Origin of the sequence: Chryseobacterium jejuense (assembly GCF_017877355.1) — a bacterium.
In the GTDB taxonomy this organism is placed as follows: domain Bacteria; phylum Bacteroidota; class Bacteroidia; order Flavobacteriales; family Weeksellaceae; genus Chryseobacterium; species Chryseobacterium jejuense_A.
Genome location: NZ_JAGIPR010000001.1, coordinates 131086 through 157239, shown reverse-complemented (window position 1 = coordinate 157239; position 26154 = coordinate 131086). Strand labels below are relative to the sequence as shown.

The 26154-nt window shown below is 38.6% G+C and carries 23 protein-coding genes; 5 read left to right on the top strand and 18 right to left on the bottom strand.

Translation table 11 applies throughout. The annotated features are described in order from the left end of the window. Positions 1 to 19: 19 nt before the first annotated feature. The 3 genes from J2772_RS00660 to J2772_RS00650 form a co-directional block, all read right to left on the bottom strand. Positions 20 to 841: an alpha/beta fold hydrolase gene (locus J2772_RS00660; protein WP_209912406.1), complete on the bottom strand. Its 822-nt coding sequence runs from the start codon at positions 839 to 841 to the stop codon at positions 20 to 22. A 191-nt stretch (positions 842 to 1032) separates the two neighbouring features. Further along, positions 1033 to 1857: a helix-turn-helix domain-containing protein gene (locus J2772_RS00655; RefSeq protein WP_209912405.1), complete on the bottom strand. Its 825-nt coding sequence runs from the start codon at positions 1855 to 1857 to the stop codon at positions 1033 to 1035. 379 nt (positions 1858 to 2236) lie between these two features. After that, positions 2237 to 2626, bottom strand: coding sequence for a cupin domain-containing protein (locus J2772_RS00650; RefSeq protein ID WP_209912404.1), 390 nt, complete (start codon positions 2624 to 2626; stop codon positions 2237 to 2239). Positions 2627 to 2892: 266 nt separating this feature from the next. Between J2772_RS00650 and J2772_RS00645 the strand changes: the two genes are divergently transcribed. Both J2772_RS00645 and J2772_RS00640 read left to right on the top strand, forming a co-directional pair. Then, entirely contained in the window at positions 2893 to 3132 is a 240-nt protein-coding gene (locus J2772_RS00645) for a hypothetical protein (RefSeq protein ID WP_209912403.1), read from the top strand. Beyond that, on the top strand, positions 3110 to 3283 hold the full coding sequence (locus J2772_RS00640) for a hypothetical protein (protein WP_209912402.1): 174 nt from the start codon (positions 3110 to 3112) through the stop codon (positions 3281 to 3283). The genes J2772_RS00645 and J2772_RS00640 overlap by 23 nt, the downstream gene beginning before the upstream one ends. Positions 3284 to 3294: 11 nt before the next feature. Here the strand turns inward: J2772_RS00640 and J2772_RS00635 are convergent, their stop codons facing one another. The 6 genes from J2772_RS00635 to J2772_RS00610 form a co-directional block, all read right to left on the bottom strand. Beyond that, the gene (locus tag J2772_RS00635; RefSeq protein WP_245365021.1) at positions 3295 to 3507 is read right to left on the bottom strand and encodes an ArsR family transcriptional regulator; all 213 of its coding nucleotides are present in this window, start codon (positions 3505 to 3507) and stop codon (positions 3295 to 3297) included. Between the two features lie 46 nt (positions 3508 to 3553). After that, the gene (locus J2772_RS00630; RefSeq protein ID WP_209912401.1) at positions 3554 to 4354 is read right to left on the bottom strand and encodes an HAD family hydrolase; all 801 of its coding nucleotides are present in this window, start codon (positions 4352 to 4354) and stop codon (positions 3554 to 3556) included. 79 nt (positions 4355 to 4433) lie between these two features. After that, entirely contained in the window at positions 4434 to 5483 is a 1050-nt protein-coding gene (locus tag J2772_RS00625) for a UDP-glucose--hexose-1-phosphate uridylyltransferase (RefSeq protein ID WP_209912400.1), read from the bottom strand. Continuing rightward, positions 5467 to 6651: a galactokinase gene (gene galK / locus J2772_RS00620; protein ID WP_209912399.1), complete on the bottom strand. Its 1185-nt coding sequence runs from the start codon at positions 6649 to 6651 to the stop codon at positions 5467 to 5469. Before galK ends, J2772_RS00625 begins: the two co-directional genes overlap by 17 nt. Before the next feature lie 90 nt (positions 6652 to 6741). Further along, positions 6742 to 7395 carry a fructose-6-phosphate aldolase gene (gene fsa / locus J2772_RS00615; RefSeq protein WP_209912398.1) on the bottom strand — a complete coding sequence of 218 codons (654 nt, stop codon included), beginning with the start codon at positions 7393 to 7395 and terminating at the stop codon, positions 6742 to 6744. Positions 7396 to 7484: 89 nt separating this feature from the next. Next, positions 7485 to 8357, bottom strand: coding sequence for an AraC family transcriptional regulator (locus J2772_RS00610; protein WP_209912397.1), 873 nt, complete (start codon positions 8355 to 8357; stop codon positions 7485 to 7487). 156 nt (positions 8358 to 8513) lie between these two features. Here J2772_RS00610 and J2772_RS00605 point away from each other — a divergent pair, with 156 nt between their 5' ends. After that, entirely contained in the window at positions 8514 to 9110 is a 597-nt protein-coding gene (locus J2772_RS00605) for a hypothetical protein (RefSeq protein WP_209912396.1), read from the top strand. Between the two features lie 126 nt (positions 9111 to 9236). Here the strand turns inward: J2772_RS00605 and J2772_RS00600 are convergent, their stop codons facing one another. From J2772_RS00600 to J2772_RS00575, 6 genes are read right to left on the bottom strand one after another with little or no spacing between them, the layout of a single operon-like run. After that, entirely contained in the window at positions 9237 to 11270 is a 2034-nt protein-coding gene (locus J2772_RS00600; protein ID WP_209912395.1) for an alpha-glucuronidase, read from the bottom strand. Positions 11271 to 11298: 28 nt separating this feature from the next. Next, positions 11299 to 12273 carry a glycoside hydrolase family 43 protein gene (locus tag J2772_RS00595; protein ID WP_209912394.1) on the bottom strand — a complete coding sequence of 325 codons (975 nt, stop codon included), beginning with the start codon at positions 12271 to 12273 and terminating at the stop codon, positions 11299 to 11301. Between the two features lie 21 nt (positions 12274 to 12294). Beyond that, complete coding sequence (locus J2772_RS00590) at positions 12295 to 13404, bottom strand: endo-1,4-beta-xylanase (RefSeq protein WP_209912393.1); 1110 nt, start codon at positions 13402 to 13404, stop codon at positions 12295 to 12297. 10 nt (positions 13405 to 13414) lie between these two features. Next, on the bottom strand, positions 13415 to 14860 hold the full coding sequence (locus J2772_RS00585; RefSeq protein WP_209912392.1) for an MFS transporter: 1446 nt from the start codon (positions 14858 to 14860) through the stop codon (positions 13415 to 13417). A gap of 29 nt (positions 14861 to 14889) precedes the next feature. Beyond that, positions 14890 to 16794 (bottom strand): sialate O-acetylesterase, encoded by a 1905-nt coding sequence (locus J2772_RS00580; RefSeq protein WP_209912391.1) that lies wholly within the window; start codon positions 16792 to 16794, stop codon positions 14890 to 14892. A 33-nt stretch (positions 16795 to 16827) separates the two neighbouring features. Continuing rightward, on the bottom strand, positions 16828 to 19200 hold the full coding sequence (locus J2772_RS00575) for a glycoside hydrolase family 127 protein (protein WP_209912390.1): 2373 nt from the start codon (positions 19198 to 19200) through the stop codon (positions 16828 to 16830). 514 nt (positions 19201 to 19714) lie between these two features. Between J2772_RS00575 and J2772_RS00570 the strand changes: the two genes are divergently transcribed. Further along, positions 19715 to 20401, top strand: coding sequence for an NUDIX hydrolase (locus tag J2772_RS00570; RefSeq protein ID WP_209912389.1), 687 nt, complete (start codon positions 19715 to 19717; stop codon positions 20399 to 20401). 613 nt (positions 20402 to 21014) lie between these two features. Here the strand turns inward: J2772_RS00570 and J2772_RS24115 are convergent. Continuing rightward, entirely contained in the window at positions 21015 to 21341 is a 327-nt protein-coding gene (locus J2772_RS24115; protein ID WP_245365110.1) for a hypothetical protein, read from the bottom strand. Between J2772_RS24115 and J2772_RS00565 the strand changes: the two genes are divergently transcribed. Beyond that, the gene (locus J2772_RS00565) at positions 21250 to 22845 is read left to right on the top strand and encodes an RICIN domain-containing protein (protein WP_262899056.1); all 1596 of its coding nucleotides are present in this window, start codon (positions 21250 to 21252) and stop codon (positions 22843 to 22845) included. The genes J2772_RS24115 and J2772_RS00565 overlap by 92 nt on opposite strands. Positions 22846 to 23253: 408 nt before the next feature. On the opposite strand, the gene J2772_RS00560 is transcribed toward J2772_RS00565, so the two are convergent. After that, complete coding sequence (locus J2772_RS00560) at positions 23254 to 24981, bottom strand: sodium:solute symporter family transporter (RefSeq protein WP_209912387.1); 1728 nt, start codon at positions 24979 to 24981, stop codon at positions 23254 to 23256. 3 nt (positions 24982 to 24984) lie between these two features. Beyond that, a complete protein-coding gene (locus tag J2772_RS00555; RefSeq protein WP_209912386.1) occupies positions 24985 to 26142 on the bottom strand; it encodes an aldose epimerase family protein in 1158 nt (385 codons plus the stop codon). Positions 26143 to 26154 lie beyond the last annotated feature (12 nt).

Genomic DNA, 26154 nt, shown 5'->3' with positions numbered 1-26154 from the left:
TTTTTACCCAGTTAATTTTTTATTCTTTTATAAATGATAAAATATCTTCATTAATTATATCAGCATTGATCGTGGGCATACCATGAGAGAAACCTGGATAGATAATCAGTGTACTATGTTTTAAAATTTCTGCAGCTTTTACAGCTGTTGTTGCATAAGGTACAATCTGATCGTCGTCACCATGAAGAACCAAAACAGGTATTTCTACACTTTTTAGATCTTCAGTAAAATCCGTTTCAGAAAATACTTTGATACAATCATATTGTGCTTTTATACCTCCCATCATTCCTTGTCGCCACCAGTTGTCCTGTATTCCTTTTTTTATGACAGCACCTTCTCTATTGTAGCCGTAGAATGGTACTGTAAGATCCTGATAGAATTGCTGTCTGTTGTTAAGTGTATTATGCCGGATATCATCAAAGATTGCAAGGGGAACTCCTTCCGCATTATTCTTATCGGCTATCATATAAGGAGTAATCGCACTTATCAAAACTACTTTGGCAACCCTACCTTTTCCATATTGTGCCGCATATCTTATAGCTTCACCACCACCGGTTGAATGGCCTACATGGATAGTATCTTTCAGATCCAGAAACTCAACCAATTCTGCTACATCTGCTGCATAAGTGTCCATATCATTACCCTTATATGTTTGAGTAGATCTTCCGTGACCTCTCCGATCGTGAGAAATTACCCTAAAGCCCTTTTCTAAAAAAAACATCATTTGCGTATCCCAGTCATCTGATGATAGTGGCCATCCATGGTGAAAGAATATCGGCTGTCCTTCACCTAGGTCTTTGAAATAAATCTCTGTTCCGTCTTTTACTGTAAACTTGTTCATGTCTTTAATATTTAATTGTTATTACTTTCTTTTTGTTATGGCAAAGTTGGGTTAATTTTAAAGGCACATCAATGGATAGTTTTCGCTTTGAATTGCACTTTTTGCCTCATTGAGTTTTGGGGGTATACATGAAAAAAAGCACAATCTGCAGATTGTGCTTTTTATGGGGAATGAGATACAAAAATGGACTTTTAGAACTGTTTTCTGAAACTAGTCGGTGACATCCCCGAATGTTTTGTAAAAAAGCGAACAAAATAAGCATCGTCTTCATAATTCAGACTATACGCAATTTCTTTAACGCTCAGTTGTGTATGTGCTAAAAGACGTTTACTTTCAAGCATAATACGGTTTTTTATAATTTCATTGGGAGTATCTTTACTTACTAATCCTATTTTTTTACTCAAATTTTTTGGGGTAACGCACATCAAATCAGCATAATCGGCAACGGTATGAAGCGCTTTATAATGTTGTTCGACCAATTTGCTGAATTTTCTTAAAAACTGAACATCAGCCTGTTGTTCTTTGTCAGATAATTTATGCTGCTTTTTCCAGATGCGCGTAGATTTCAGGATAATTAGTTTTAACAATGTCCTTAGCATCTCTTCCGTACCGGAATCTTCATCGTTCAATTCAGACTGGATATCTCTAATGATCTTTTGAATTTCAGCGGACTGTTCTTCGTTTAGATTTATAAAAGGGATTTCAAACACATTATTATATAAAATACCATCGCAGGCAACTTCCTGATCATGGATTTCCACACAGTAAAAATCCCGGTTAAAATGCATCAGCTGGCCCCCGATAGTTTCACAGGGCTTTAAAATGACATGCGGATTAATGAATAACAATGTGTCAGTATTCATTTCGATTTCCTGAAAATCCACCTGAATAATAGCATTTTTGGGAATAAAGAGGACTTTGATATGCTCATTTATTGTTGTGAGAGAATCGTTTTGAATTGAGGTTTTACTGAATTCTAAGTTGCCAAATTTTTTGTATGAAAATTCCTTTATCATTTATAAGATTGAAAGATTGTTGTTAATTTCTTATTTTAAACCTCTGTTGGTAAAATTAAGAAATTCAAAAGCAGTAATGCAACTGATTTTTCTTTGTTTATTAAGATTTTAATTCTCGATTCTAAATATCCTACCCTTCAGCTCTTATGCCGTAAACCACCTGCCCAAGCAACATGAGATTATTCCGTCTGTTTCGGACCATTTGCCAATTTACATGAAAATAAAATGGATAGCTCTTAATTTATTAAGCTAAGAATGACCTAGTGACAGTTTATTAGACATTTGTTAGTACCTTACCCTACACTAAGTACAGCTTTTTCGAATGAAAATAAAGTCGGACTTTAATCTCAACAGCCGAAGAGTTTCTGGTGAAATCAGATTATTTCTTAAATAAGAGAAGAGAATGATCCTTCTTAACGATATAAGTTGCGAGCTCAGAGGCTTTAGCTTCACCAATATTCTTTGCAGAATGATTTCTTCCGGCCGGAATAAAAAGTACTTCACCAGCTTTCAAAACAACGGGCTTCTCACCTTCTAACTGGTATTCGAATATACCTTCTAGCACATAAATAACCTCTTCTCCGGGATGGGAATGCATACCGACAGATATGCCTGGCTCCAAGTCTATGCGTGCCTGAATAGTTTCATAACCAGCAGCTTCAATAGTATGTCTTTGAAGATCTGTTCGCTTCACCCCTGATTGTTGCCCATGTACAGTGCCGGATATTAATGTTGTAAATAATCCTACGGTTAAAATTAAATTTTTCATGTTCTTTAAATATTTATTTGTTGTTATTTTTGATAGTCCAAAGTTGACTTAATTCTTCGCACTCAACAATGGACAAATTTCGCTTTGAATTGTACTTTTTCTCACTAAAAAAATTCAACTCATAACTTTGTCTAGCTCAATAGGAATTTAATTAAAGACAAAATTCAATAATTTTTTTCACCAACTTGACTTATTTTAATTGCAACTAAAATTGTGGATATATGTATCGTTTTTAAGATTTAGTAAAATCTATTATTAAGAAAGGCATGAATGAAGAAGCTGTGAAAACTGATAAATTTCTACTTGCATTATACAAAGAGCTCACAAGCAATTATTACTCCCATTTATATATGCTTCCACAAGAAAGGAAAGAAAATAGAGAAGTATTAAAACTTGTTGATCCAGATAAAAATGCAGAATCGAAACTTTTTGTTTACAGAATCTATATGTGGATGGCAGACTGCTACACCAAAACTAAGAAATATGATTCTGCGCAAATCTATTAAGCTAGCTGAAGAAATTCCTGAAGCTCAATATCTCTCATTAAACCGTGTTTTCAGAAGAAAAGCTTGTGCCTATGTTTATCAGGCACAGATTTACATCAAGCAAAATAACTGTTTACGTGAAAGCTATAAAATTGCGGTCCCGAAAAAGTAATATGGCAACTATTATTCTGCCTTTATTTGTGAGAGATCAAGGCCCAGTTTCGTAAACTCTTCCTGTCCTTTATCTGTAATATAATAATTGCGGTCTGCAGGATGATCCTTGGCAATCCATCCCTTCTCAACGAATTGCTCTAAAAGAAGCTGTCCTAATTTTCCGCCAATATGCTCATAGCAGGGTTTAGCCGGTTTTCTTTCGGTTGATTTGTTTATATTCATAGAGTAAGTGAGTGTTTTTGGTATTATAGTTTTTTATAAGGATGAATTAATTCAAATGGAGGTAATCCTTAATTGTTTTCAGGACTCCAAAGCTGTCATTGGTAGAGGCCTCAAAATTGGCTACCTGCTTTACGTTCGGATGGGCATTTTTCATGGCGTAAGAATATTTGGCATTCTTCAGCATTTCTATATCGTTCATATAATCTCCGAAAGCCATCGTGTTTTCCGGAGATATGCCTAAAGATTTCTGAAGGATTTTCAGAGCATTCCCTTTATTAATATCCTTATTCATAACGTCAAGCCAATACTCCCCGGAAACAACTACTTCCAGACCGAATTGTTCAAATCTTTTAAGAACCGGATACAGATGTTTTTCGGAGCCATCTGGATGGTAGACCGCTATTTTAAAGGCGGTGTCATCAATTTTTTCTGTCAAATCATCCTTTTTCATATTTTCGGTATAATACTTCGAGAAAAAATCTACAAACTGCTGATCTTCGGTTTCGTAATAAGCCATTTTTTTAGCTGACAGTACAGCTTTCGCACCCGGTATTTCACGGACCGCTTTGATGATCTCAACAATATATTGATATTCCAGTATATCGGCAAAAAGCTCCTGATCTTTATAGATGACATAACCTCCATTTTCTGCAATAAAACCAATCTCGCTTTCTATCTCTCCGAAATAATGGGTAATCCCCGGCATTTGTCTGCCGCTTGCAGGCACAAACAGAATGTTTCTTTTTTTCAGTTCTTTGTAGACCTCTGAAAACTCAGGACTCATTTCATGGCTTGAATTGAGAAATGTCCCATCCATGTCCGTCACAATTAATTTAATCTGTTCCATAATTTTATTGGGAAAAGTATTATTCTGTTAGGTATCAGAATAACAATTTGCTTATTCTTTTCCAAAGATATTGATTTTATTATTTTTTCTTGTAATGAATGGTGGGAAGGTTTCTTAATATTGCTGCACTTTGTTCCGGGGTAATATCCCGCTGTGGTTCTGCCAGCATTTCATATCCTACCATAAATTTTTTTATTTCCGCGCTTCTGAGCAACGGGGGATAAAAATGCATATGAAAATGCCATTCCGGATGTTCCTTTCCATCTGTAGGGGATTGGTGAATTCCCGCAGAATAAGGAAATGAAGTTTCAAAAAGATTATCATATATCGTAGTCAGATTCTTGAGAATAACTGCAAGAGATTTTTTTTCTTCCTCAGAGAATGCTGAAATATTCTCCCTTTTCTGTTTACTGATAATCATCGTTTCATAGGGCCATGATGCCCAAAATGGTACCAATGCGGCAAAATGTTCATTTTCTGTTACTATGCGCTCTACAGCTGAAATTTCCTGCTGAAGATAGTCTTCCAGCAATGTTCTTTTATTCTTTTCAAAATAAGATTTTAATTGATCCTGGGTTTTCTGAACCATGGCCGGAATTGACGACTGTGCCCATATCTGGCCGTGCGGATGAGGATTGCTGCAGCCCATGATGCTTCCTTTATTTTCAAAAATCTGCACATAGTTGATATGATCCAGAGCGGCCAATTCATTGAACTGCTCCTGCCATACATCTACTACATTTTTTATCTGTTCCACAGACATTTCCGGTAAGGTAAGACTGTGGTTATCAGAAAAACAGACTACCCTGTTGATTCCGCGTTCCGGAAGAAGGGTAAAAAATCCTGAAAATTCTTCAGAAAAATCAACTTCTTCATTCAGCAATGCCCCAAAATCATTATTAAAAACATAAGTTCCTTTATACGCAGGGTTCCGGGCTCCGTTAGCACGCTTATTTCCGGAACAGAGATAGCAGTCCGGATCGTATGCAGGACGGTTTTCTTCTGCTGTTTCCTCTCTCTGTCCCTGCCATGGCCTGTTGGCCCGTTGTGGAGAAACCAGTATCCATTCATCCAATAGAGGATTGTATCTTCTGTGGGGATGCTTATTACGGTCAAATGATGTATTCATTGGTATATTCTTTTATCCCATCGGAAATTTTAACTTGATAAACTTTCATCTGAATATTAAAATGTTCAAGATATTTTTCAGTGATGGCCCGGATCACTTCTTCAGCTTTATTTTCCTGAATAAGGTTGATGCTGCAGCCTCCGAAACCGCCACCCATAATTCTTGATCCCAATACTCCTTCCTGTCGTAATGCATTTTCCACTAAAAAATCAAGTTCATCACAGCTGACCTCAAATTCAGTTGAAAGCCCGGCATGGGTTTCTGTGAGAAGAATTCCCAGATATTCCATATTTCCTTCTGAAATAGCTTTTGCTGCCATTTCTACCCTCTGAATTTCTTTCAGCAGGTAAAGACATCTTTTGTATGAAACGCTTCCCATTTCTTCTTTTGCACGATCAAGCATTGCTATGGTAAAATCCCTGTACTTCTCTACTTCGGGGAAGTTTTTCCATAAAACTTTTTTACCGTGTTCAACATCTTTACGTCTTTCATTGTAGCCGGATGTCAAATGGGTATGCTTTACACAGCTGTCAAAAAGCAACAGGCTGTACCCTTTAAGGTCTGCATCAAAGTATTGATGTTCCAGGGAATGACAGTCGAGCATAATCACCTTATTTTCCTTTCCGAAAATGGAAGCAAACTGATCCATAATTCCGCACTGGACTCCTGCAAAAGTATGTTCTGATTTTTGCCCGATCACTGCAATCTCTTTTTTGGATAGCCGAAGATCAAAAAGCTTATTGAGGATATAGGCAAAACCGCATTCAAGGGCTGCCGAAGAAGAAAGCCCGGCTCCCATCGGGATGGTACTGCTGAAGACAATTTCCATTCCGAAAAACTGGTTTTCCGGCTTCTGTAACTGGCTGAAAACGCCCAGAATATAGTTCATCCACATCTGCTGAACCGGTTTTACCTCCATCGTAACATCAAATGTATATTCTTCTCCGAGGTCTTTCGCAATGATCGTACAGAAATTGGTCTGTGGCAGCTTTCTGACAGCAAAACAGATGTATTTGTCTATGGCAGCAGGCAACACAAAACCGTCACTGTAATCTACATGTTCGCCGATAATATTAATTCTTCCCGGCGAAAGAAAAATGTGTTCGGGCTCTGCGTTGAATTCGGCCTTAAACTTTTTTATAGTTGGGTTGATTAACTGTTCATGCATATCAATCTTGTCTGATAAAACAGATCTTAGGTGATCTAAAGAATAAAACTACAGAATTTATAACAGAGATTATACTTTTTCTGGCCAATCTTATTTCATTTTTTGTGAATCTTTGATGAACTGATCTAATCCTGAATCTGTCAGCGGATGTTTAAGAAGAGAGAGTATGGGAGCCAAAGGACATGTCACAACATCAGCTCCGATCTTTGCACAGTTTATAATATGCATGCTGTGTCGGACTGAAGCTGCGAGTATCTGGGTAGCAAATGCGTAATTGTCATAAATCTCTCTGATTTCCGATATCAGATGAAGACCGTCTGTAGAAACATCATCCAGCCTTCCCAGAAACGGAGATACATAGGTAGCTCCTGCTTTGGCAGCCAGTAGTGCCTGCCCGGAAGAGAAGACAAGTGTACAGTTTGTCTTTATTCCTTTTTCAGAAAAATAACGGATGGCTTTGATTCCATCTTTAGTCATTGGAACTTTTACAACAATTCTTGGATGTAATGCAGCAAGCTCTTCACCTTCTTTAACCATTTCTTCGAAAGTAATTCCCAATACTTCCGCGCTTATATCCCCGTCCACAATTTTACAGATATCAAGATAATGATGATGTATATTTTGCTTTCCGGAAATTCCCTCTTTCGCCATAAGCGAAGGATTGGTGGTTACTCCGTCCAGAACTCCAAGGGCATTGGCCTCCTCTATCATCGCCAGGTTGGCGGTATCAATAAAAAATTTCATAAATGTAACTATTATTTATAAGTGTTAAATTTACACTTATATTTTAATAAATCATCATGAGTAGGTAAATTTTATGGTCCGCAAAAAAATTATTCCATGAAGTAATTAAATTCTTTCCGATATTGAGAAGGGCTTTTTTGGATATATTCCTTAAAAGTTTTATTAAAATAGCTGAAATTATTAAAGCCGGACTCAAAGCAGACTTCTGTAATGCTTAAAGGCTGTTCTGCAAGAAGCTTAAGAGCGTGGGTAATCCTGTACTCATTAACAAACCGGGTGAAGGTTTTATTTGTAATTTTTTTAAAGTAGCGGCAAAAAGACGGCACTTTCATATGGGCAAGATCAGCCACTTCTTCGAGGGTTATGGCATCCTTGAAATGGTCTTTGACATAATTAAATATAAGATTAATCCTTTCGTTGTCTTCAACCTGGGTCTGAAGATAATATTTTCCTGCATTTAAAATTCTGTAATCCTGAGTAACGGAAAGCTCATCCAATATCTTCAGAAATCTGCACAGCTTATCCAGAGAGGAAGCGTCATGCATTTCAACAATTTCTTTTCCGATCTTTTTCTTCACTTCTTCTCCAAATACTATTCCTGCCTTTGACTTTTCAAGTAAAGCAGAGATCCGTTGCATTTCCGGTATGCTCCAGATGGGTTCTCCCAAAAAATCGGGCTTGAACTGAATAACCATTTCATAGTCGTTATGGGTATTTTCATTGGTAAGCCCGCAGTGGGGAAGATTACTTCCTATCAGAGCCAGATCTCCATCTGAAAAATAGGTAATGCTGCTCCCGATCTGTCTTTTCCCGGAACCTTTGTAGACAAAGATCAGTTCAATCTCGGGATGATAGTGCCATACGTGAGATTTTATATTCTCATTGGTAAGAAACTTCAGGCTGGTAAAACTACTTCCTACAGTAGGCCTTATAGCTTCAAAAGAAGGATTTACATGTTTCATAGGCCAAGAATAAATAATTTCATATGCAAAATTAACAAATAACACATTAATAACAGTAAACAAAGTTAATATAGTGCATAAATATGAAAATTTAATTATAGCCTGAGAACTATTGCTGCCATAGCTTTGTAGTATTAATTCTAAAAGCCTTCACCCATGAGCACATTATTAAAAGCCGTATTTTTTGCAGGGGCCTTATTGTTCTCAGCAAATGTAATGAGTAAGGACAGAGATTTTTCCCTTTCCTTTGGAAACGTACAAGCCAAAACTTTAAACTTTGAGCTTTCAAATGCCAGAAGTGTATCCGTTTTTGTTTACAACAGTGCACATGACGAGTTATTTTCCGAAAATCTTGCCGATGGGGATCATGTGACGAAGACCTATGATCTTCAGAGTTTTGAGCCGGGAACATATTATCTGGTAGCAGAATCGGAAGTGAAAATAGAAAAATACAGAATAAAAATCAGTGACGGAAATGAAATGGAAGTGGAAAAAACGCCAGTAAACACAATCAACAAGCCTGAATATTCCGTTTCCGGGCACATGGCAAAGCTGCGCATGTCTGAGGTAACAGGGCCGGTAAGCATTTCAGTATATGATCTTTCCAATACAACTTATTATACTTCGAACAAAGAATATGCTGACGGCAAAGTGGATATTACTTTTGATCTGGACCCAAAAACAGCAGATCAATACATCATCCGTGTTGAAGAAAACGGAAATGTTTTTAACAAAATGATTTTTCTCCGATAAACCGGAATATGTACAGATAGATTGACATACCGATCATTACAATTATTTTGGATTAAAATTTTACTTATAGTTATCGTTTTTGAGGCAGCCCCATTTCCGATCCGGAAAAAGAGCTGCCTCATTTTTTTAGTTATGATGGGTCATATCCAGTTTGATTTTCTTAAGATCTTCCAGTTCATGAACGGGGCGTTCTATGTCATAAGGAATCGGCTTTTTAGAAAAAGTCTGGAAGTATAGCAGGCAGGCATCTTTCCACCATACTGCATCTCTGGACTGAATTCTGAGCTTTGACTGAACATCAGCAAACCTCTGTTCGTCTATATAAGGTTCCATTCTATCCCATATTTTCTGATAATCCCTTACCTTTTTCACCCCAGAATCGTAGTTGTAGCACAGTTCGTCCCACAACGCTTTTCCGTCTTTCATTTTATAATCCCATGGAACATGATGAAACCAAAGGATAAGGTTTTCCGGACAGGTTGAAATATTCCCATACTTTTCATTAAGTGGCGGAAAATACTGTGAGACAGCATTACTTCCTGTTTTTGTTCTGTTAAAACCCACTCCCTGAGCATCAGCCTGATGGTAATAGACAGGTGACCAATCCGGTCTTCCGCCTTTATAATCTCCCCATGGTTCAGGGCCGTAATGATGTCCTCCTGCAAAGATATGGTGTAACCCTAACGGCATCATATAATCCACGGCAGTTTCCCTGGAGGAAAGCATGATTTCCTTTACCGGATTCAGGAAGTTCTGATCATCGGTAAACGTCATTTTAATCCATTCATCTGCAATCTGTTCTGAACTCAGCTGATGGTTCCATGCTAATCTGCCGAATGCATACCAGTTGGCCTGTGCAAAATGATGGCCTGTCCAGTTCGTATCTTCCCCAATATTGGCAACGGCAGAAATAGCCGTAATTTTTACAGGTCTTAATGTACCGTCTGTGATTTTAGCAATGGTAGATCCCTGTCCGTCTGAATACGTATCACTTTCCAATGTTTCTTTGAATAAAGGAGCCAGAAAAACCAGATGATTTGAAAAGCCCAGATATTCCTGTGTGATCTGAAACTCTACCATTTCTGAAGTTTTCTTCAAAGCGCCGAAAAGAGGATTAAACGCTTCACGGGGCTGAAAATCAACAGGACCATTTTTGATCTGGATAATCACATTATCCCTGAATTTCCCGTCCAGAGGAACAAATTCCAGATAAGCCTGTTTGGCTCTGTCATCTTTGCTCGGACTGTAAACAAATGCTCTCCACATCACGATTCCATTATAAGGTTTCAAGGCATCAGCCATCATATTGGCTCCCTCTGCATGAGTTCTTCCGTAATCCTGAGGTCCCGGCTGTCCTTCGGAATTGGCTTTTACCAGAAATCCACCGAAATCGGGAATCAGCCTGTAAATTTCGGCTGCTTTATCTTTCCACCATTTTTGTACGTCTTTATTTAATGGGTCTGAGTTTTGTAATCCACCCAGGACTTTAGGTGAAGAAAAATTCACGGAAAGATATACCTTTATCCCGTACGGTCTGAAAATATCAGCCAGAACTCTGACTTTTTTAAGATAATCTTCCCTAAGCATATTGGGAGATGCATTGACATTATTCAAAACAACGGAATTGATTCCCACAGAAGCATTCGCTCTTGCATATTCTTCGTAGCGCGGAGAAATTTTTCCGGGCAGATCTTCCCATTTCCAAAGGGATCTTCCGGCATAGCCCCTTTCAATACTTCCGTCGAGATTATCCCAATGGTCCAGAATCCTTACATCATATGAAGGTTTTTCAATACTATTTAAATGAGACAGATCAGCTTTTGTCTGCTGTAATCGTAAAATATGATAAACGCCATACAACAATCCTATTTCTTTACCTGCAGAAATAACGATTTTATCAGGTGTGGAAACAATTCTGTAGCCGTCTTTCAGATTTTTCTCTTTATTTTCCGTACGAAGTTCCACCGTTTGTCCCTGCCAGTGGCTAATTAGCTCTTTTCTGGCAATGTTCAGCGTGGAACTGTTTCCTTTGGAAATGATTTTATCTGCTGATATGCCGTTTTTTGCAGGAAACCGAAGCCATAACTGACTTCCGTCCTCCGCGAAAGCGAGTAACGGAATGATCAGAAAAAATAGAATGTATAATCTCAAATATCGCATTGAAAAATTTTAAGTTATTAAAGAATCACTATGACTGGCCTTCCAGACCTTCAATGGTGTTGATTTTGCCTTCATCATCGTATTCCAGTTCAATTACTTTCATACTTCTTAACCATGTTTTGCCGCCACTCGGAACAGAATCATGGAAAAACAGGTACCACTTTCCTTTGAACTCCACAATACTGTGATGGGTAGTCCACCCTATCACCGGAGTAAGAATTTCACCCTGAAAAGTAAACGGACCGTAAGGATTATCTCCGGTTGCATAGCAAATCAGATGAGTGTCTCCCGTAGAATAAGAAAAATAATATTTACCATTGTACTGATGCATCCATGACGCTTCAAAAAAGCGGTGTTTATCTCCATGAAGCAGTGGTTTCCCGTTTTCATCGATAATGATAATATCTTTAGGGGCTTCGGCAAATTCCAGCATATCATCGCTCAGCAGAGCCACCTTTGAATGGATCGCAGGTTCATCATTTTCAGGAATTACAGCAGATTCAAGTGCTTTATTATCTCTGTAGCGCTGTAATTGTCCACCCCAGATTCCTCCGAAGTACATATAATATTTTCCGTTATCTTCAAAAATACAGGGATCGATGCTGTAACTTCCCATCATCGGATGTTTTTCAGGAATAAATGGGCCATAAGGTTTATCGCTTACTGCAACCCCAATCCTGAAAATATCATTCTGATCTTTGAGTGGAAAATACATGTAATATTTCCCGTCTTTGAAGGCTACATCGCAATCCCAAAGCTGTCTCCCCGCCCATGGAATATCTTTTACTGAAAGTACTACGCCATGGTCTTTAATTTCTCCGCTACCCACATCATCCATTGAGAATACATGGTAATCATTCATATCGAAATGGTCTCCATTGTCGTTTTCTTCAATTCCGCTTTCGCGGTCGTGAGAAGGATAGATATAGATTTTATCTTCAAAAACGTGAACGGAAGGGTCTGCCATATAATCTTCCGGGAATAAATATTTTGATTTTTTCATTAAGTAAAAATTCTGTTGATTTTAATTTTTCTCTGCAAGCTTTATTATTTTTTGTACCACAGGCTTTTCCTTGTCTTTCCTGTCAAAAAGTAACGGGTAATCTGTCCTTCCTTTCACCGGAAAATCGTTTTTCCAGGACTGCTTATCGGTAACACCCCACAAGGTTACTCTTCTTATTTTATCCTTGTATTTCAAAAACAAACCAAAGAAATCGAGGTAACGTTTTTCCCATTTCATTTCTACCTCATTGGGAAGCCCTTTTGTGTAAGGATTCATTTCTTTCTGATAGGCAACAGTATCTGAAACATTGGCAGAGCTTCCCCAAGGAGAAGGCAGTGCACTAATTTCCAGCTCTGTAATATTGACCTTAACGCCTGCATTGGAATAAGCCAGAATCGCTTTTTCATATTCATCCATGGAAGGTGTATCCATGCCAACGTGGGCCTGCATTCCTACTCCATCAATACGGATTCCTTTTGATTTAAGCTTTTCAACCATTTTAATGACTGTTTTTATCTTTTCAGGATACCATTCATTATAATCGTTATAGTATAATTCGGCATTGGGATCGGCTTCCTGTGCATACTGAAATGCCAAAGGAATAAAATCTTCACCCAGGATTTCGTAAAATTTACTTTTTCTATAGGATCCATCTTCAAGAATAGCTTCGTTCACCACATCCCATCCTTTTACTTTTCCTTTATAACGGGAAACTACAGTTGTAATATGAGTTTTCATGCGTTGTTTTAATACTTCCGGAGAGACATCTTTGCCATTGTTATCTGAAAAAAACCATTTTGGCAGCTGTGAATGCCAGATTAAAGTATGCCCGATGATGAACATATTGTTTTTCATCCCGAAATCAACAAATTTATCGGCATCATCAAAAAAGAACTTTCCTTCCTGAGGCTGCAAAAACATGGATTTCATGCAGTTTTCAGCCACAATGGAACTGAACTGTTTTCTGATGATCGCTACTGCTTTCTGATCTTTGCCATCAATCTGGGGAAGGCTCATAGCGGTTCCGATGTAGAATTTATCCTGAAATGCTTTTTTCAAAGATCCGTCAGATTTCTGCGCCGACAGACCGGAAGCAGTAATAACTGCCAAACCAATTAAAATACGTTTCATATTATAGTTTTTATTTTCTTCTTTCAGCCAGATCCTTTTCAATCTGAACTTCCATTTTTTTGTTGATCTTATACAATAAAAGCAGTCCGCAGGCAATGAAAAACGGTATGGACGGAAATATACTCACCAGCATTTTGGCTCCTGCAGCCACTGTTTCGGGCTGAATAATCTGTTCGTTGCCATGTACCGAAACATATCCGTATTTTCCTATGATCAATGCTACTAAAGAGCTTCCGATGCTGAGACCTACTTTCAATCCTACCATCATCGCAGAAAAAATAATAGCAGTTGCCCTACGATTGTTCTTCCATTCCGAATAATCGGCAACATCAGCAATCATAGCCCATAAAAGCGGAGTACTGATTCCGTAAAAAAATCCGTGTAATACCTGTGACAAGAACATGATTCCTACCGCTTTCGGCGGATAAAATATAAAAGACAGGATAAACAGTGTAGAGATGAATAATGAAGCAATAAAAGTGTCACGTTTTCCAAATCTGTCTGCCAGTCTTTTAGAGAAGGTAATTCCGACGATCATCATCACAATTCCTCCTGCATTAAACAATCCGAATCCTGCAGACTTTGGATCTTCTCCGAAGAAATTCATTCCGGCAGCATTAAAAAATGCTGTAATGGGTGAGATAAAACTTTTCAGCGCATTTTCATCCACATAATTGTTAAAATAGTATACATAAGATCCTCCTTTCATGGCCAACGTGATAAATATAAATGCTGTCACGGTAAGCATAATAATCCATGGCCTGTTTTGGAATAAATCTTTTAAATCCTCTTTCAGACTTGATTTCTGCTCCGGCTTGGGAATGATTCTTTCTTTGGTGGTAAAAAAGGTAATCAAAAGCATGATGGATCCGATTACAGCGAGCCATGTCATAACGGTCTCAATTCCCTGTGCCTTGTCTCCATGACCCACATATAAGATGATAGGAAGCATAAATACCTGTACAAAGAACTGTGCAAACATTACTGCTACAAAACGATAGGAAGAAATACTGTTTCTTTCTCCCATATCTCCCGTAATAACACCGCTCAAAGCAGCATATGGTAAGTTATTGGATGCGTATAATAAAAGTAGTAATGAATAGGTAACTGCAGCATAGATCATTTTACCCTGATAGGAAAAGTGAGGTGTGCTGAAGGCTAGCAGTGCTGCAATACCAAGGGGTACAGCAGTAAATAAAATCCATGGACGGAATTTCCCCCATCGTGAACTTGTACGGTCTGCCAGCGCTCCGATAAGCGGGTTAAAGCCAAAACCGGCAATTAAACCTACGGTAAGAGTGATCAGAGAGGCATCCTCTGCTTTGAGTCCGTAAATATCTGTGTAAAAATAGGTCAGATAGGTAACTAAGGTCTGAAAAACAAGGTTGGCCGCCAGATCTCCTAAGCTGTACCCCACTTTCTCTATTACCGATATTTTTTGTGGCTGATTATCCATTGAATTTGATAAGATTTTCTATGTTAAATTTAATTTTCTTCTGTTGTAAAAGGTGAAGCAGGAAGTCCGCTTTTGCTTTTAAGATTTCCATCCGGGTTATCAGCCCAATCATAGCGTACATTAACTGGGCTGGTTACCTGATCATTCCATACAATGACCTTATTGCCTTTTGTTTTTGCTTTTGCCCACTGGTAGCTGCCGTCTTTCTGCTGTATGGCAAAACCTTTGAGGTCTCCCTGTATCAGATGATCTGTACCGGGTTTAAAGGATAGAATAATGGTATTTCCTTCTGTTTTCATCGACTGATAAACAGGGCCGTCAGCAATTATTTTTTTGTCTTCACCGATTTTAAGGGCCTGTAAAGCAAGCCTGTCACCCACTGTTTTTTTATTGAGCGGATGAATATCATTCCATTCTCCCAGATCAATGGTTACTGCAAGCCCAGCATAAGGAACATGGAGAGAAACCTGTCTCTGCTGTTCTCTCAGCTCAGCCCAGCCGCTATCCAATGGTTGATCTTTTTTCTCCATAAAATTGGCCAGCTGTACAATCAGGAAAGGTAAATCATTCTTGTTCCATTTTGAGCGCCAGTCTGAGATCATTGTCGACAGCAAATCTCCGTATTCTTTTGGTTTTCCTGTATTGCTTTCTCCTTGGTACCAGATAAATCCTTTGATTTTATAATTGATCAGCGGATGAATCATGGCATTATAAAGTCCTACCGGTTTCCAGCGGATAAATGTTTGTCCCGGAGCCATTTTTTCCATTTTGGCTCCTATTTTATATTTCCACTCGCCTTTCAGGTCTGTTTTTTGTCCGTCAATTTCAAGGTAATAGGGTTTATCAGCAATAAATTGTCCTTTTCCGCTGCCATTCATTACTCTTACCGTAATCGTATTTTTCCCTTCTTTTAAAACACCTTTCGGAATGTCATACCAGCGTGGCGGATATTCATAAGTTACATTTCCTACTTTAATTCCATTGATGTAAGTAACATCAGCATCTTTTATCCTTCCCAGATTTAAAAATGCTGTTTTCTGATCTGCTCCTTTGGGCAGGACAATTTCTTTGCGGACCCATACTGAACCGTCAAACGAGCCTTCCTGATCCTCCCATGATCCAGGTACTATCATCGTTTTCCATCCGGAATCGTTTGCATTATCTTTTTCCCAGTGCTGATTCAGCCCGATATCGCTCTGATCAAGCTCTGCATACCATGCTTTGCTCAATGATCTTTCCTGGGATTCCGTAGATTGTATCAGGGCGTCATTTTTCCATTTTTCTGCTTCAGCAAGATATTCCGGATATTTTTTCAGTGATTTTTCATCCATCCAGGCCTGAACCGGAGAGCCTCCCAGACTGGTATGAATGATTCCTACAGGAACTTTATTTTTTTCGTTCAGTTCTTTGGCAAAAAAATAAGCAACCCCTGAAAAATTAAGAATGGTTTGAGGGTTTGTACTTTCCCACTTTCCTCCGTCAAGATCATTTTGCGGAGCTTTAAAATTGTATTTCTGCGGGACAGTGAAGAATCTTATATTCTGATTATTCGCATTTTTAATTTCATTTTCATACAGAGGCGTCAGTCTGCGCATCGGAAGTTCCATATTAGATTGTCCTGAGGCTACCCACACATCGCCAATAAGAATATCTTTAAGCGTGATCTCATTAATCATCATGGTAAATGGACCGCCGGCATTAAGCTTTGGAAGCATAAGAGCCCAGTTGCCATTCTGATCAGCTGTGGTATTATAAGTTTTATTGATAAACTTAATGGTAATTTTTTCTCCTGCATCTGCATATCCCCAGATCTTCAGATCCTGGTTTCTCTGAAGGATCATTCCGTCTGAAACCAAAGCGGGAAGCCTTACTTTTGCATGAAAACTGCAAATTGCCGCCAAAAAAAGTAATAAGTATAAAGTTCTGTTTTTCATGGGAAAAATCTGTTGTTAGTTTTATTTCAGCATTTATTTCTTTTCGTAATTTCCTGTCAGTAAACGGACTTCGATGACTTTAGCAGTCATTAGTTTTTCCTCTGCCAGGAACTTTACAGTAAGATTTTCTTTATTCTTCTCTGAATCCGGTATCGGAAAGACAAGATATTGAGGTGAGCTTCCAGACTTCCCTTCCAGATTTTGAGTGATGATTTTTTTACCATTGATCTCAACATTCAGCGTACAGTTGGTATTGGCATCAAAATACAGGAGGTAAAGGTATGAAGCATTTTTTCCGTTATTTTTCATCTGATAACTGAACCAGCCTTTGGCATCACGGAAATGACGGTCTTCCCTATATCCTGTGCCTGAGTCTTTGCTTTCTATAAAATGATCTGATTCCGGCTGCTGTTCACCCAGCTGGATCTTATCTGCGGTGATCATATCCAGCTTTCTGGTTTCCGCTTCCTCTTTTGCTCTCTGCTTCAATGTATTTTCTATCCCATTTTTATCAGCCTGCGGCCAGTACAGGATATATCTTTTTGCCTGAATACTGTAAAACGGCACAAGACGTAAGCCTTCTTTAAATTTTTCAGACGGATAAAGTCCTGTAAGGATAAAATTCAGACTTTTATTATCCGGTTTAACATGATTGACTACCTCGGAAGGATTTCCAAGGATAACGGGAATTTCGTTTAAAGGAATCTGCGGACCGTGAGCAATATGACCGCCTCTGCTGTCATCAGCAAGAAGTCCCTGCTGATTTTCGGTTCCGTATTCTGCAGCAAGCACTACAGGTCCGTATTTGAATGCATAATAACTGGAGCGGTCAGGTAGTTGTTCTGCGGAAAGATGCATGGGTAAAGTCATTTTCACGACATCTCCTTTTTTCCATTTTTTAGTCAGTGTAAAATAGCCGTCGGAACCACGTTGTACTTTTTCTAGTTTTCCGTTGATCAGGATTTTCACTTCCGAAGGTGTTGTCCATTCCGGGCATCTCAGTTTTAAATTAAATTCTGACTTTCCTGCAGCATCAAAGATCAATGTTGTTTCAGGAACTTCCGGGAAGTTATTGACCTGACGGAGCACTACCCGTTGCTGTTTCCATGTAAGCGTGGAAGGAATAAACAGGTTCACATATAAATCCTTATCCGACCGGGCATAGATCATCTCCCCATATTTGGCATGATTTTCCATTCCTGAACCTACACAGCACCAGAAACTAGTCTGAGGCTGTGAATAAACACGGTAATGCCCGGGACGCATCGGGGTAAAGTAAACGAACCCTCCCTGATCATGATTTTCCGTGGAAAGGATATGATTGTACAATGCTTTTTCGTAATAATCTATATAGTATGATTCGGGCAGCGTTGCATAAAGCTCTTTAGTAAGCTTGAGCATATTGTAGGTATTGCAGGTTTCCGGACCTTCAATACCTTTTATCATGCTGCCGAAATCATTGACAGGATTAAAATGCTCACTAACGCTGTTCCCTCCGATAACTGATGATCTTTTCTCTGTAATATTATGCCAGAAAAAATCAGCGGCATTACTCCATGATTTATTGTTTTCAAGATCAGCAATACGTTTGTATCCGATTACTTTTGGAATCTGTGTATTGGCATGGAGACCTGTAAGCTTATCTTCTCCTGACAAAAGAGGAGTAAGGATAGCCTGATGGGAAAAACGGTGAGCCAGCTGCAGATATTTTTTATCGTGAGTAATATCATAGACGTCAGCAAAAACTTCATTGAGGCCTCCATGTTCACTGCGCAGCATATCCTGTATCTGTTCATCAGAAAGATCTGCGACTTCACTCATCATCCAATCCGTAAGCCTGGTAAGCATTGTCTTTGCTTTTTCACTTTTTGCATACCAATAAGCATCGCGTAATCCTGCATACAGCTTGTGAATATTATATAAAGGTACCCACCGATCGTTCAAACCGAAGCCTGAAGCACGTATGTTTCCCTGTTTAATCTCTTTCCATATTTTTTTTCCATCCGGAATTCCTGAGATATATCCATCCGGAGAGGTATTCTGACAGCGTTCCAGCTCGTTAACCATATAATCAATCCTCTGTTTTATTGCAGAATCTCCTGTAGAGGCATACATCAGGGATAAAGCAGAAATATAGTGTCCTCCTATGTGCCCGTCCAATCCTGTATTTTCCCAATTGGGATAATTCCCTGCCTTTGGTTTCAGTCCGGCTTCTTTAAGGTAAGGAGCCAGCAACCTATCCGGTTCTATAGCCATGAGATATTTCCTGTCTGCCATCATGGCTTTATTGAAAACACCCTCTGATAACTGAACAGTTTCCAAAGGAAAATAATGAATTTTCTCCTTCACCTGAGCTGAGGTAAATGAAGCAAAACACAATAAAAGAACCGAAAGTCTTGGGGTCATGGATAAATGTTAATTCAACATTTCTAAAATAATGGAAAGAATCAATATACCAAACATTTTTTGAACCCGTGCCATCCATTTTTTCTTTTAAAACCTTTATTAAAGCCCTAAAAATAACAAAAAAAGCGCACCCTTATCATAAAAAATAAGATAATCAATTTACAGAAAGATAAAATCATACAATCACGCGATTCCCAATGAAAATGATTTCAGGATATGTTTTAGCAATAATTTCAATAATATAACAATTACCTTATCGTATTTTTAACGCCAAGCTATTTTGTTTGACTATTATTAACTCAAATTTTAATTTTAACACAATTTTAACATCCAATTCATATACAATTAACCTGATTTCAATGGTATTTTCCAGTTTTGATGACTGTTTCAACTCCCAAAATATCCTTTAGCCATAATTTTAATGAAATAAATGATTCAGATTTAAAAGTGTATAAATTACATTTATATAAAATTATATCTATAAAAGCTTTACCTTTGTATTAAAATATAAAAGATGACTGAGGATTACTCCCAATATCCCAAACACCTTGTTGCTGTTGACTGTATTATTTTCGGTTTTGACGGCGAAAATCTTAAAATCCTTTTGGTAAAAAGAAATTTTGAACCGCAGATGGGTGAATGGTCGTTGATGGGTGGCTTTATTGGTAGTGACGAGACTTCTGATGAGGCAGCCAACAGGGTTTTGTATACGTTGACCGGTCTTGAGAATATTTATCTTGAGCAGCTGAAATGTTATACGGAAATCAAACGTGAACCAACAGCCAGAATCATGTCAATTTCTTATTATGCACTGATCAATATAGAGAAAGATATTCAGATCAATGAGCAGTACAGTGCAAAATGGGTTGAACTTCAGAAAGCACCTGACCTTATTTTCGATCATAATGAAATGGTAAAAGATGCTGTGGCCAGACTGAGAAGAAGAGCTTCCACCGGGCCTATAGGGTTTGAGCTTCTTCCTGAAAAATTCACGATGAAAGATCTTCAGAATCTATATGAGGCTATTTTTGATGAAAAATTCGACAAGCGGAATTTCACCAGCAAGATCAATAGTATGGATATCCTTGTCAATACCAATAAAAAGGACATGACCTCATCCAGAAAAGGTTCTTTTCTTTACCGCTTTGACGAAAAAAAATATAACAAAAAAATCTCACAAGGATTTATGTTTAAAATTTAAAATCTATTTAATTTTTTTTGAATAAAAATGTTTTCAGAAAAGTTGCATTTTAAGATTGAAAAAACTAAAACCAAAAAACTCATCATCAACTTTCCGCATCTCCACATACGTCTATGATTTTACGATGAATAATAAAAATCTCACTTCTGTGAGATTTTTTTATGCTTATATGGACAAATTTCAGGCAAGCCAAACAGTCATTTCGTCTTTTTTATGAGTATGTCAATGAAAATTTATGATAAGGTCTTTTATTTTGTCCTATTACAGAAAGCATTACAACTATTTGTCAATTATCTTATTTATGATATTGATTTTTATGTTAATTTTTAATAAAACATTGGTTTATATTTAATAATATATGTATTTTTATACAAAACTAATAACCATATTTAATAGTAAATCAAATTTTCACAACTCCATGCTTACATACATGGTAAACCCAGAAAAAGAGAAGAAAAGGTTTTCAAATCCGAAACTGAATAGAGATCATTCCATTATCCTGTCCGAAACTAGTGTTGGAGAATTAGATAAAGAAAACCGGGAGACAAGCAGGTTAGTCAGTGTAATAGAAAATATGACATCAAGCCTCATCAAAATCCAGCGTCAATAAAGATTAAGAAGTTTCACTTATCCACCCCAATACTCCTGCGCAGGTTAGGGAACCGAGATATTGATGGCTAAAAAATAAGATCAATAACCCTTTAAATATATAAATTATGAGAACAAACAAAATGTGGCTACTTCTGGCCTTTCTACTGACCATTCTTTCCAGCTGCTCACGGATAGAAGAAAAAACTTTACTAGAAGAATCTGAAATAAACCTAAGGACCAATAAAGATGCTTCTGCATTGGCATTGGCAACAACACCTACCCTGCATGTCGGCGGCAAGTACCTCAAAGATCCCTGTGGCAATAACGTTGTCTTACATGGGGTTGCCATAACACCCAGCCCTTGGTTCAATGGCTGTCAATATGGTTCGAACTCCGGCTACTGTACCTGGGACAATTATAATGTACAGGGAGCTCTGAACTATAACAAAGCAGTCATGAACAAGCTCAGCAGCACTGCTGATGGCTGGAACCTTAATTACATTCGCCTTCACATCGATCCGTATTGGACCAATGATCCCGGCCCGGCTATCCCCGAGAATGATATCTCACGATTCAATTATAACCGCTTGGTTACCTACACTGATCAAGTCATTATTCCTTTAATCAACCACGCACGAAGCCGAGGTATGTATGTCATCCTACGCCCACCTGGTGTATGCCCACATCGTATCGCAGTCAATGATGCCTATCATAGTTACCTTAAAACCGTATGGACCTTTTTGTCGCAGCATCCGGGCTTAAAGAATGCTGACAACGTGATGTTCGAATTAGCCAACGAACCTGTTGAAATCCTGGGGACCAATGGTACATGGGGTACTACAGGAAATGAACATTTTGCAGCGCTTAAAAATTTCTTCCAGCCATTAGTCAATATCATCCGTAACAACGGGGCCAACAATGTTTGCTGGATACCGGGTACGGGCTGGCAATCCCATTACCAAGGCTATGTCAATAACCCGATCACAGGTGGTAATATTGGCTATGCTGTTCACATTTACCCTGCTTACTGGGGTGGTGTCAACAATTATCAATCCTTTCAAAATGCATGGAATATCAATGTTAAACCGGTTGCAGACATTGCGCCAATCGCTATTACTGAGACCGATTGGGCACCTCAGGGATATGGAACCTTCGGCATCGGCACAACCGGGACGGCAGGCGGAAACGGCTTTGGCGCCAATTTAAAATATATTGTGGATCAATCGGGCAATGTGAGCTGGAATGTTCTTGCCCCGGATAATCTCCTACACAAAGGCGATCCTAATGCAGGAACAGCCTACAACAACGATTGGGAAGCCTGCGCCGCACCAGTTAAACAGTGGTTCCAGCAATACTCATCCTCAAATTATCCTGTTGGAAACTGTAACACAACCAGCAGTCTGGTCAATAATGGTATTTACGAGATCGAGTTTCAGACCGATGCCAATAAAGTACTTGATCTAAAATCCGGAGAAGATGCCAATGGCGCAGTGTTAAGACCATGGACAAGAAATGGTGCTGCTGCACAACGCTGGGTTGCAATTGACGCCGGCAATGGATACTGGCGTTTTGTATCCAAAGCGAGTGCAACAAACCGCTGTATTGATCTGGCCAGCAATAGTAATACACTGGGAACTTCGATCAGGCTTTGGCAGAACTATGGTAATGATGCACAGACATGGCAGGTAGTTGCTGTTTCCAATGGTTATTATAAAATCCTTTCCAAGGTGGACCCTACACGTGGCTGGGACATTCCCAACTGTACCATGGATGGCAATTCAAACTTACACCTTTGGGATTATTACGGTACTTCATGTCAATTGTTTAAGTTCAAATATATTGGAATGAACTAATTGTCAGAAGATATAATAAAAAAACCAGGATGCTTTTTAAGCATTCTGGTTTTTTTATTTATGTAAAAAGTCAATTTTGCTTCGCAAGTCAATGGTGAATTTCCAAAATTGACAGTGAAACGAATTTACTATTGACCATTCACTTTTGTCATATATTCAATCTACACAAAATAATCAGTAAAAGCATTGCCATCACGATCAAAACCAAAGTTCAGATTCAAATATATTGAGATGAACTAAGCGCCATAGAAGTGCATATAGCTAATTCTGAAACAAAAAAATAGGATGCTCAAAAAGCATCCTATTTTTAATAATGTGTGAAAAGCCAATTTTGCTTCACAAGTTAATTCTAAAATTGACAGTGAAACGAACTCACTATTGACTATTCACTTATAGCATATTCAACGTTTACCAAAACCTTACATACAAAGCAGTCAGTAAAAGCAGTGTCATCACAATCAAGACTAAAGTTCTGTTGTCCACTTTAAACATTGTTGCATCAATAGCAAAGGCTTTAGGGTTAATTTTCGGACCTGCAAGACTGATCAGTATCATGGCGATTATGGTGATAAAAAACGACCATCCCATATTGATCAGGAAAGGAATTTCGGTAATGGTATGAACTACTCCATTCTCCAGTTTTTCATAAGTAAAAGCTGTATACATCCAGGTCTCTTTTCCGAAAATTTCTACAGCAAAACTATTGAAGAAGACCGCAAGGACAAAGCCTAAAATCACGCCTACCAAAGCGGCCGTGCCAGTCGTTCTTTTCCAGAACATTCCCAAAAGGAACATGGCAAAAACTCCGGGGCTGATGAAGCCTGTATATTTTTGAATAAATGTGAAACCTCCTTCTCCGCCAATTCCCAAAACATCTGTCCAGGTGAAGGCCAATGCTGCCATCATTGCAATAATAATTACCCAGCGGCCTGTTCTCACCATCTGGATTTCGGTAGCATCTGTTTTAAGGTATTTCTTATAGATATCCAGGGTAAAAATGGTTGAGATACTGTTTACTTTTCCTGCCAGTGAGGCTACAATCGCTGCCGTCAACGCTGCAATTGCCAATCCTTTAAGCCCTGCAGGCAAGAATCCCAATATTGCAGAGTATGCCCCGTCTTTCACTCCGTTGAATCCCGGAAGATGTCCTTTGGAATATAATACATAAGCAGCGATCCCAGGAAGCATCACAATAACAGGCATGAATAACTTCAGAAAGCCTGCAAATAAAATTCCTGTTCTTGCTGTTTTCAGATCTGCTCCTAAAGCTCTTTGGGTAATATACTGATTACATCCCCAATAATTCAGGTTAACAATCCACTGACCTGCAAAATACATGGCCAGACCTGGTAACACCACATATTTCTGTACCTCCAGATTCTGAGGCATTGCCAAAGTCGTCGTCGTGGTGGTCGGCTTTTCAAGAATCAGCTTAAAATGCTGCGGAGCCTCATTGATCAGGGTATTGAAACCAGCCAGTGCATTCCCGACAGCCGCTCCATTGATTCTCTGGTCTACAATCTGCAAAGCCATATAAACCGTGGCAAAACCTCCGATAATAAGAACTGCCACCTGTATAACGTCTGTATATCCTATCACTTTCATCCCTCCAAGGCCGATCAGAAGTGCCATAAGCAAAAGAGCAATCATAATACTGTGAAGATGTTCTCCTCCCAACAAAGTATCAATGGCCAGAGCGCCAAGATAGAGAATGGAAGTAAGATTTACGATAACATACAGAAACAGCCAGAATACAGCCATGATCAGTGAAACTGATTTATTATACCTTCTTTCCAGAAACTGGGGCATGGTATAAATCTTATTTTTAAGATAGATCGGTATAAACCAGACTGCGATGATGATCAGTGCAACGGCAGCAATCCATTCGTAAGCGGCAACAGCAATTCCAACAAAGAAACCTTCACCGCTCATCCCGATAAACTGTTCAGCAGAAATATTGGAGGCTATTAAGCTGGCTCCAATCGCCCACCAGGTCAAAGATCCTTCCGCAAGGAAATAATCCTTGCTTCCTGTAGATTCAGATTTTTTCTTTTTATAGATCCATAATCCGTAGGAAGCTACCACTACGAAATAGATCAGGAATATGATGATATCAATAGTTGCTAATTTTCCCATAGTTTAGTTTTTAACGGAGAATTTATAGATGGTTTTCGACTGGTATTTCTGTCCGGGCTTCAGTTCTGTGGAAGGAAAAGAAGACTGATTCGGTGAATCTGGGAAATGCTGGGTCTCCAGGCAGAATCCTGTTCTGAATTCATTCTTACCACCGGTTTTGGTATCAAACTTTCCGTCAAGAAAATTTCCGGAATAAAACTGCACTCCGGGTTCATCTGTGAAGACCTCCATCAGTCTTCCTGTTCCCTGGTGATACACTTTGGCAATACTTCTGAGGCCTTTTCCATTAAGGATCCAGTTATGGTCATATCCTTTTCCTTTTTTCAGCTGATCGTCGTCTGCATTGATATCTTTACCGATGGATTTTGAAACAGTGAAGTCAAAGGGAGTTCCTTTTACTGCTTTCTGCTCACCGGTAGGAATCAGGGTTTCATTTACCGGAAGAAAATGATCTGCATTGATCTGTAATTCATGGTCGGTAATCGTTTTGGTAAAATTTCCTGATAGGTTAAAATAAGAATGCTGGGTAAGATTCACCACGGTAGGCTTATCGGTTTCTGCCTCATAGGAAATTTCCAGTGCATTGTCGTCTGTAAGCATGTAGAAAACGGTTGTTGTTAATTTCCCCGGATATCCTTCTTCACCGTCTGCGCTGGTATAGGTCAACTTTAATGTTGGAAATTTTGCATCTTTTACCGGTTCTATATTCCAAAATCTGGTATGAAATCCTCCTTTTCCTCCGTGAAGACTGTTGGGACCATCATTTTTATCAATTTCGTATGTTTTACCGTCCAGTGAGAATTTTGCATTGGCTATTCTGTTGCCGTACCTTCCGATCAATGCGCCGAAATAATATGGGTTGCCATTGAAATACCCTTCAGGTTTTGTAAAGCCAAGTACTACATCTTCGTATTTCCCGTTTCTGTCTGGCGCTGTTAAAGAAGTGATAATTCCTCCGAAGTTGATGACCTCAACTTTCATCCCGTTTTTATTGGTCAACGTGTATATTTTAATAGAATCGCCTTTTGGCGTAACTCCATAGTCTGAAGTATGAACATTCTCCATTTTTCCTGAAATATCCTGTTTGTTATTTTCTTTTGTGCAGCCGAAAATAATTAAAAATAATAAAATAAAAATGCCATTATGTGTTGCTTTTTTCATAATTATTTACAT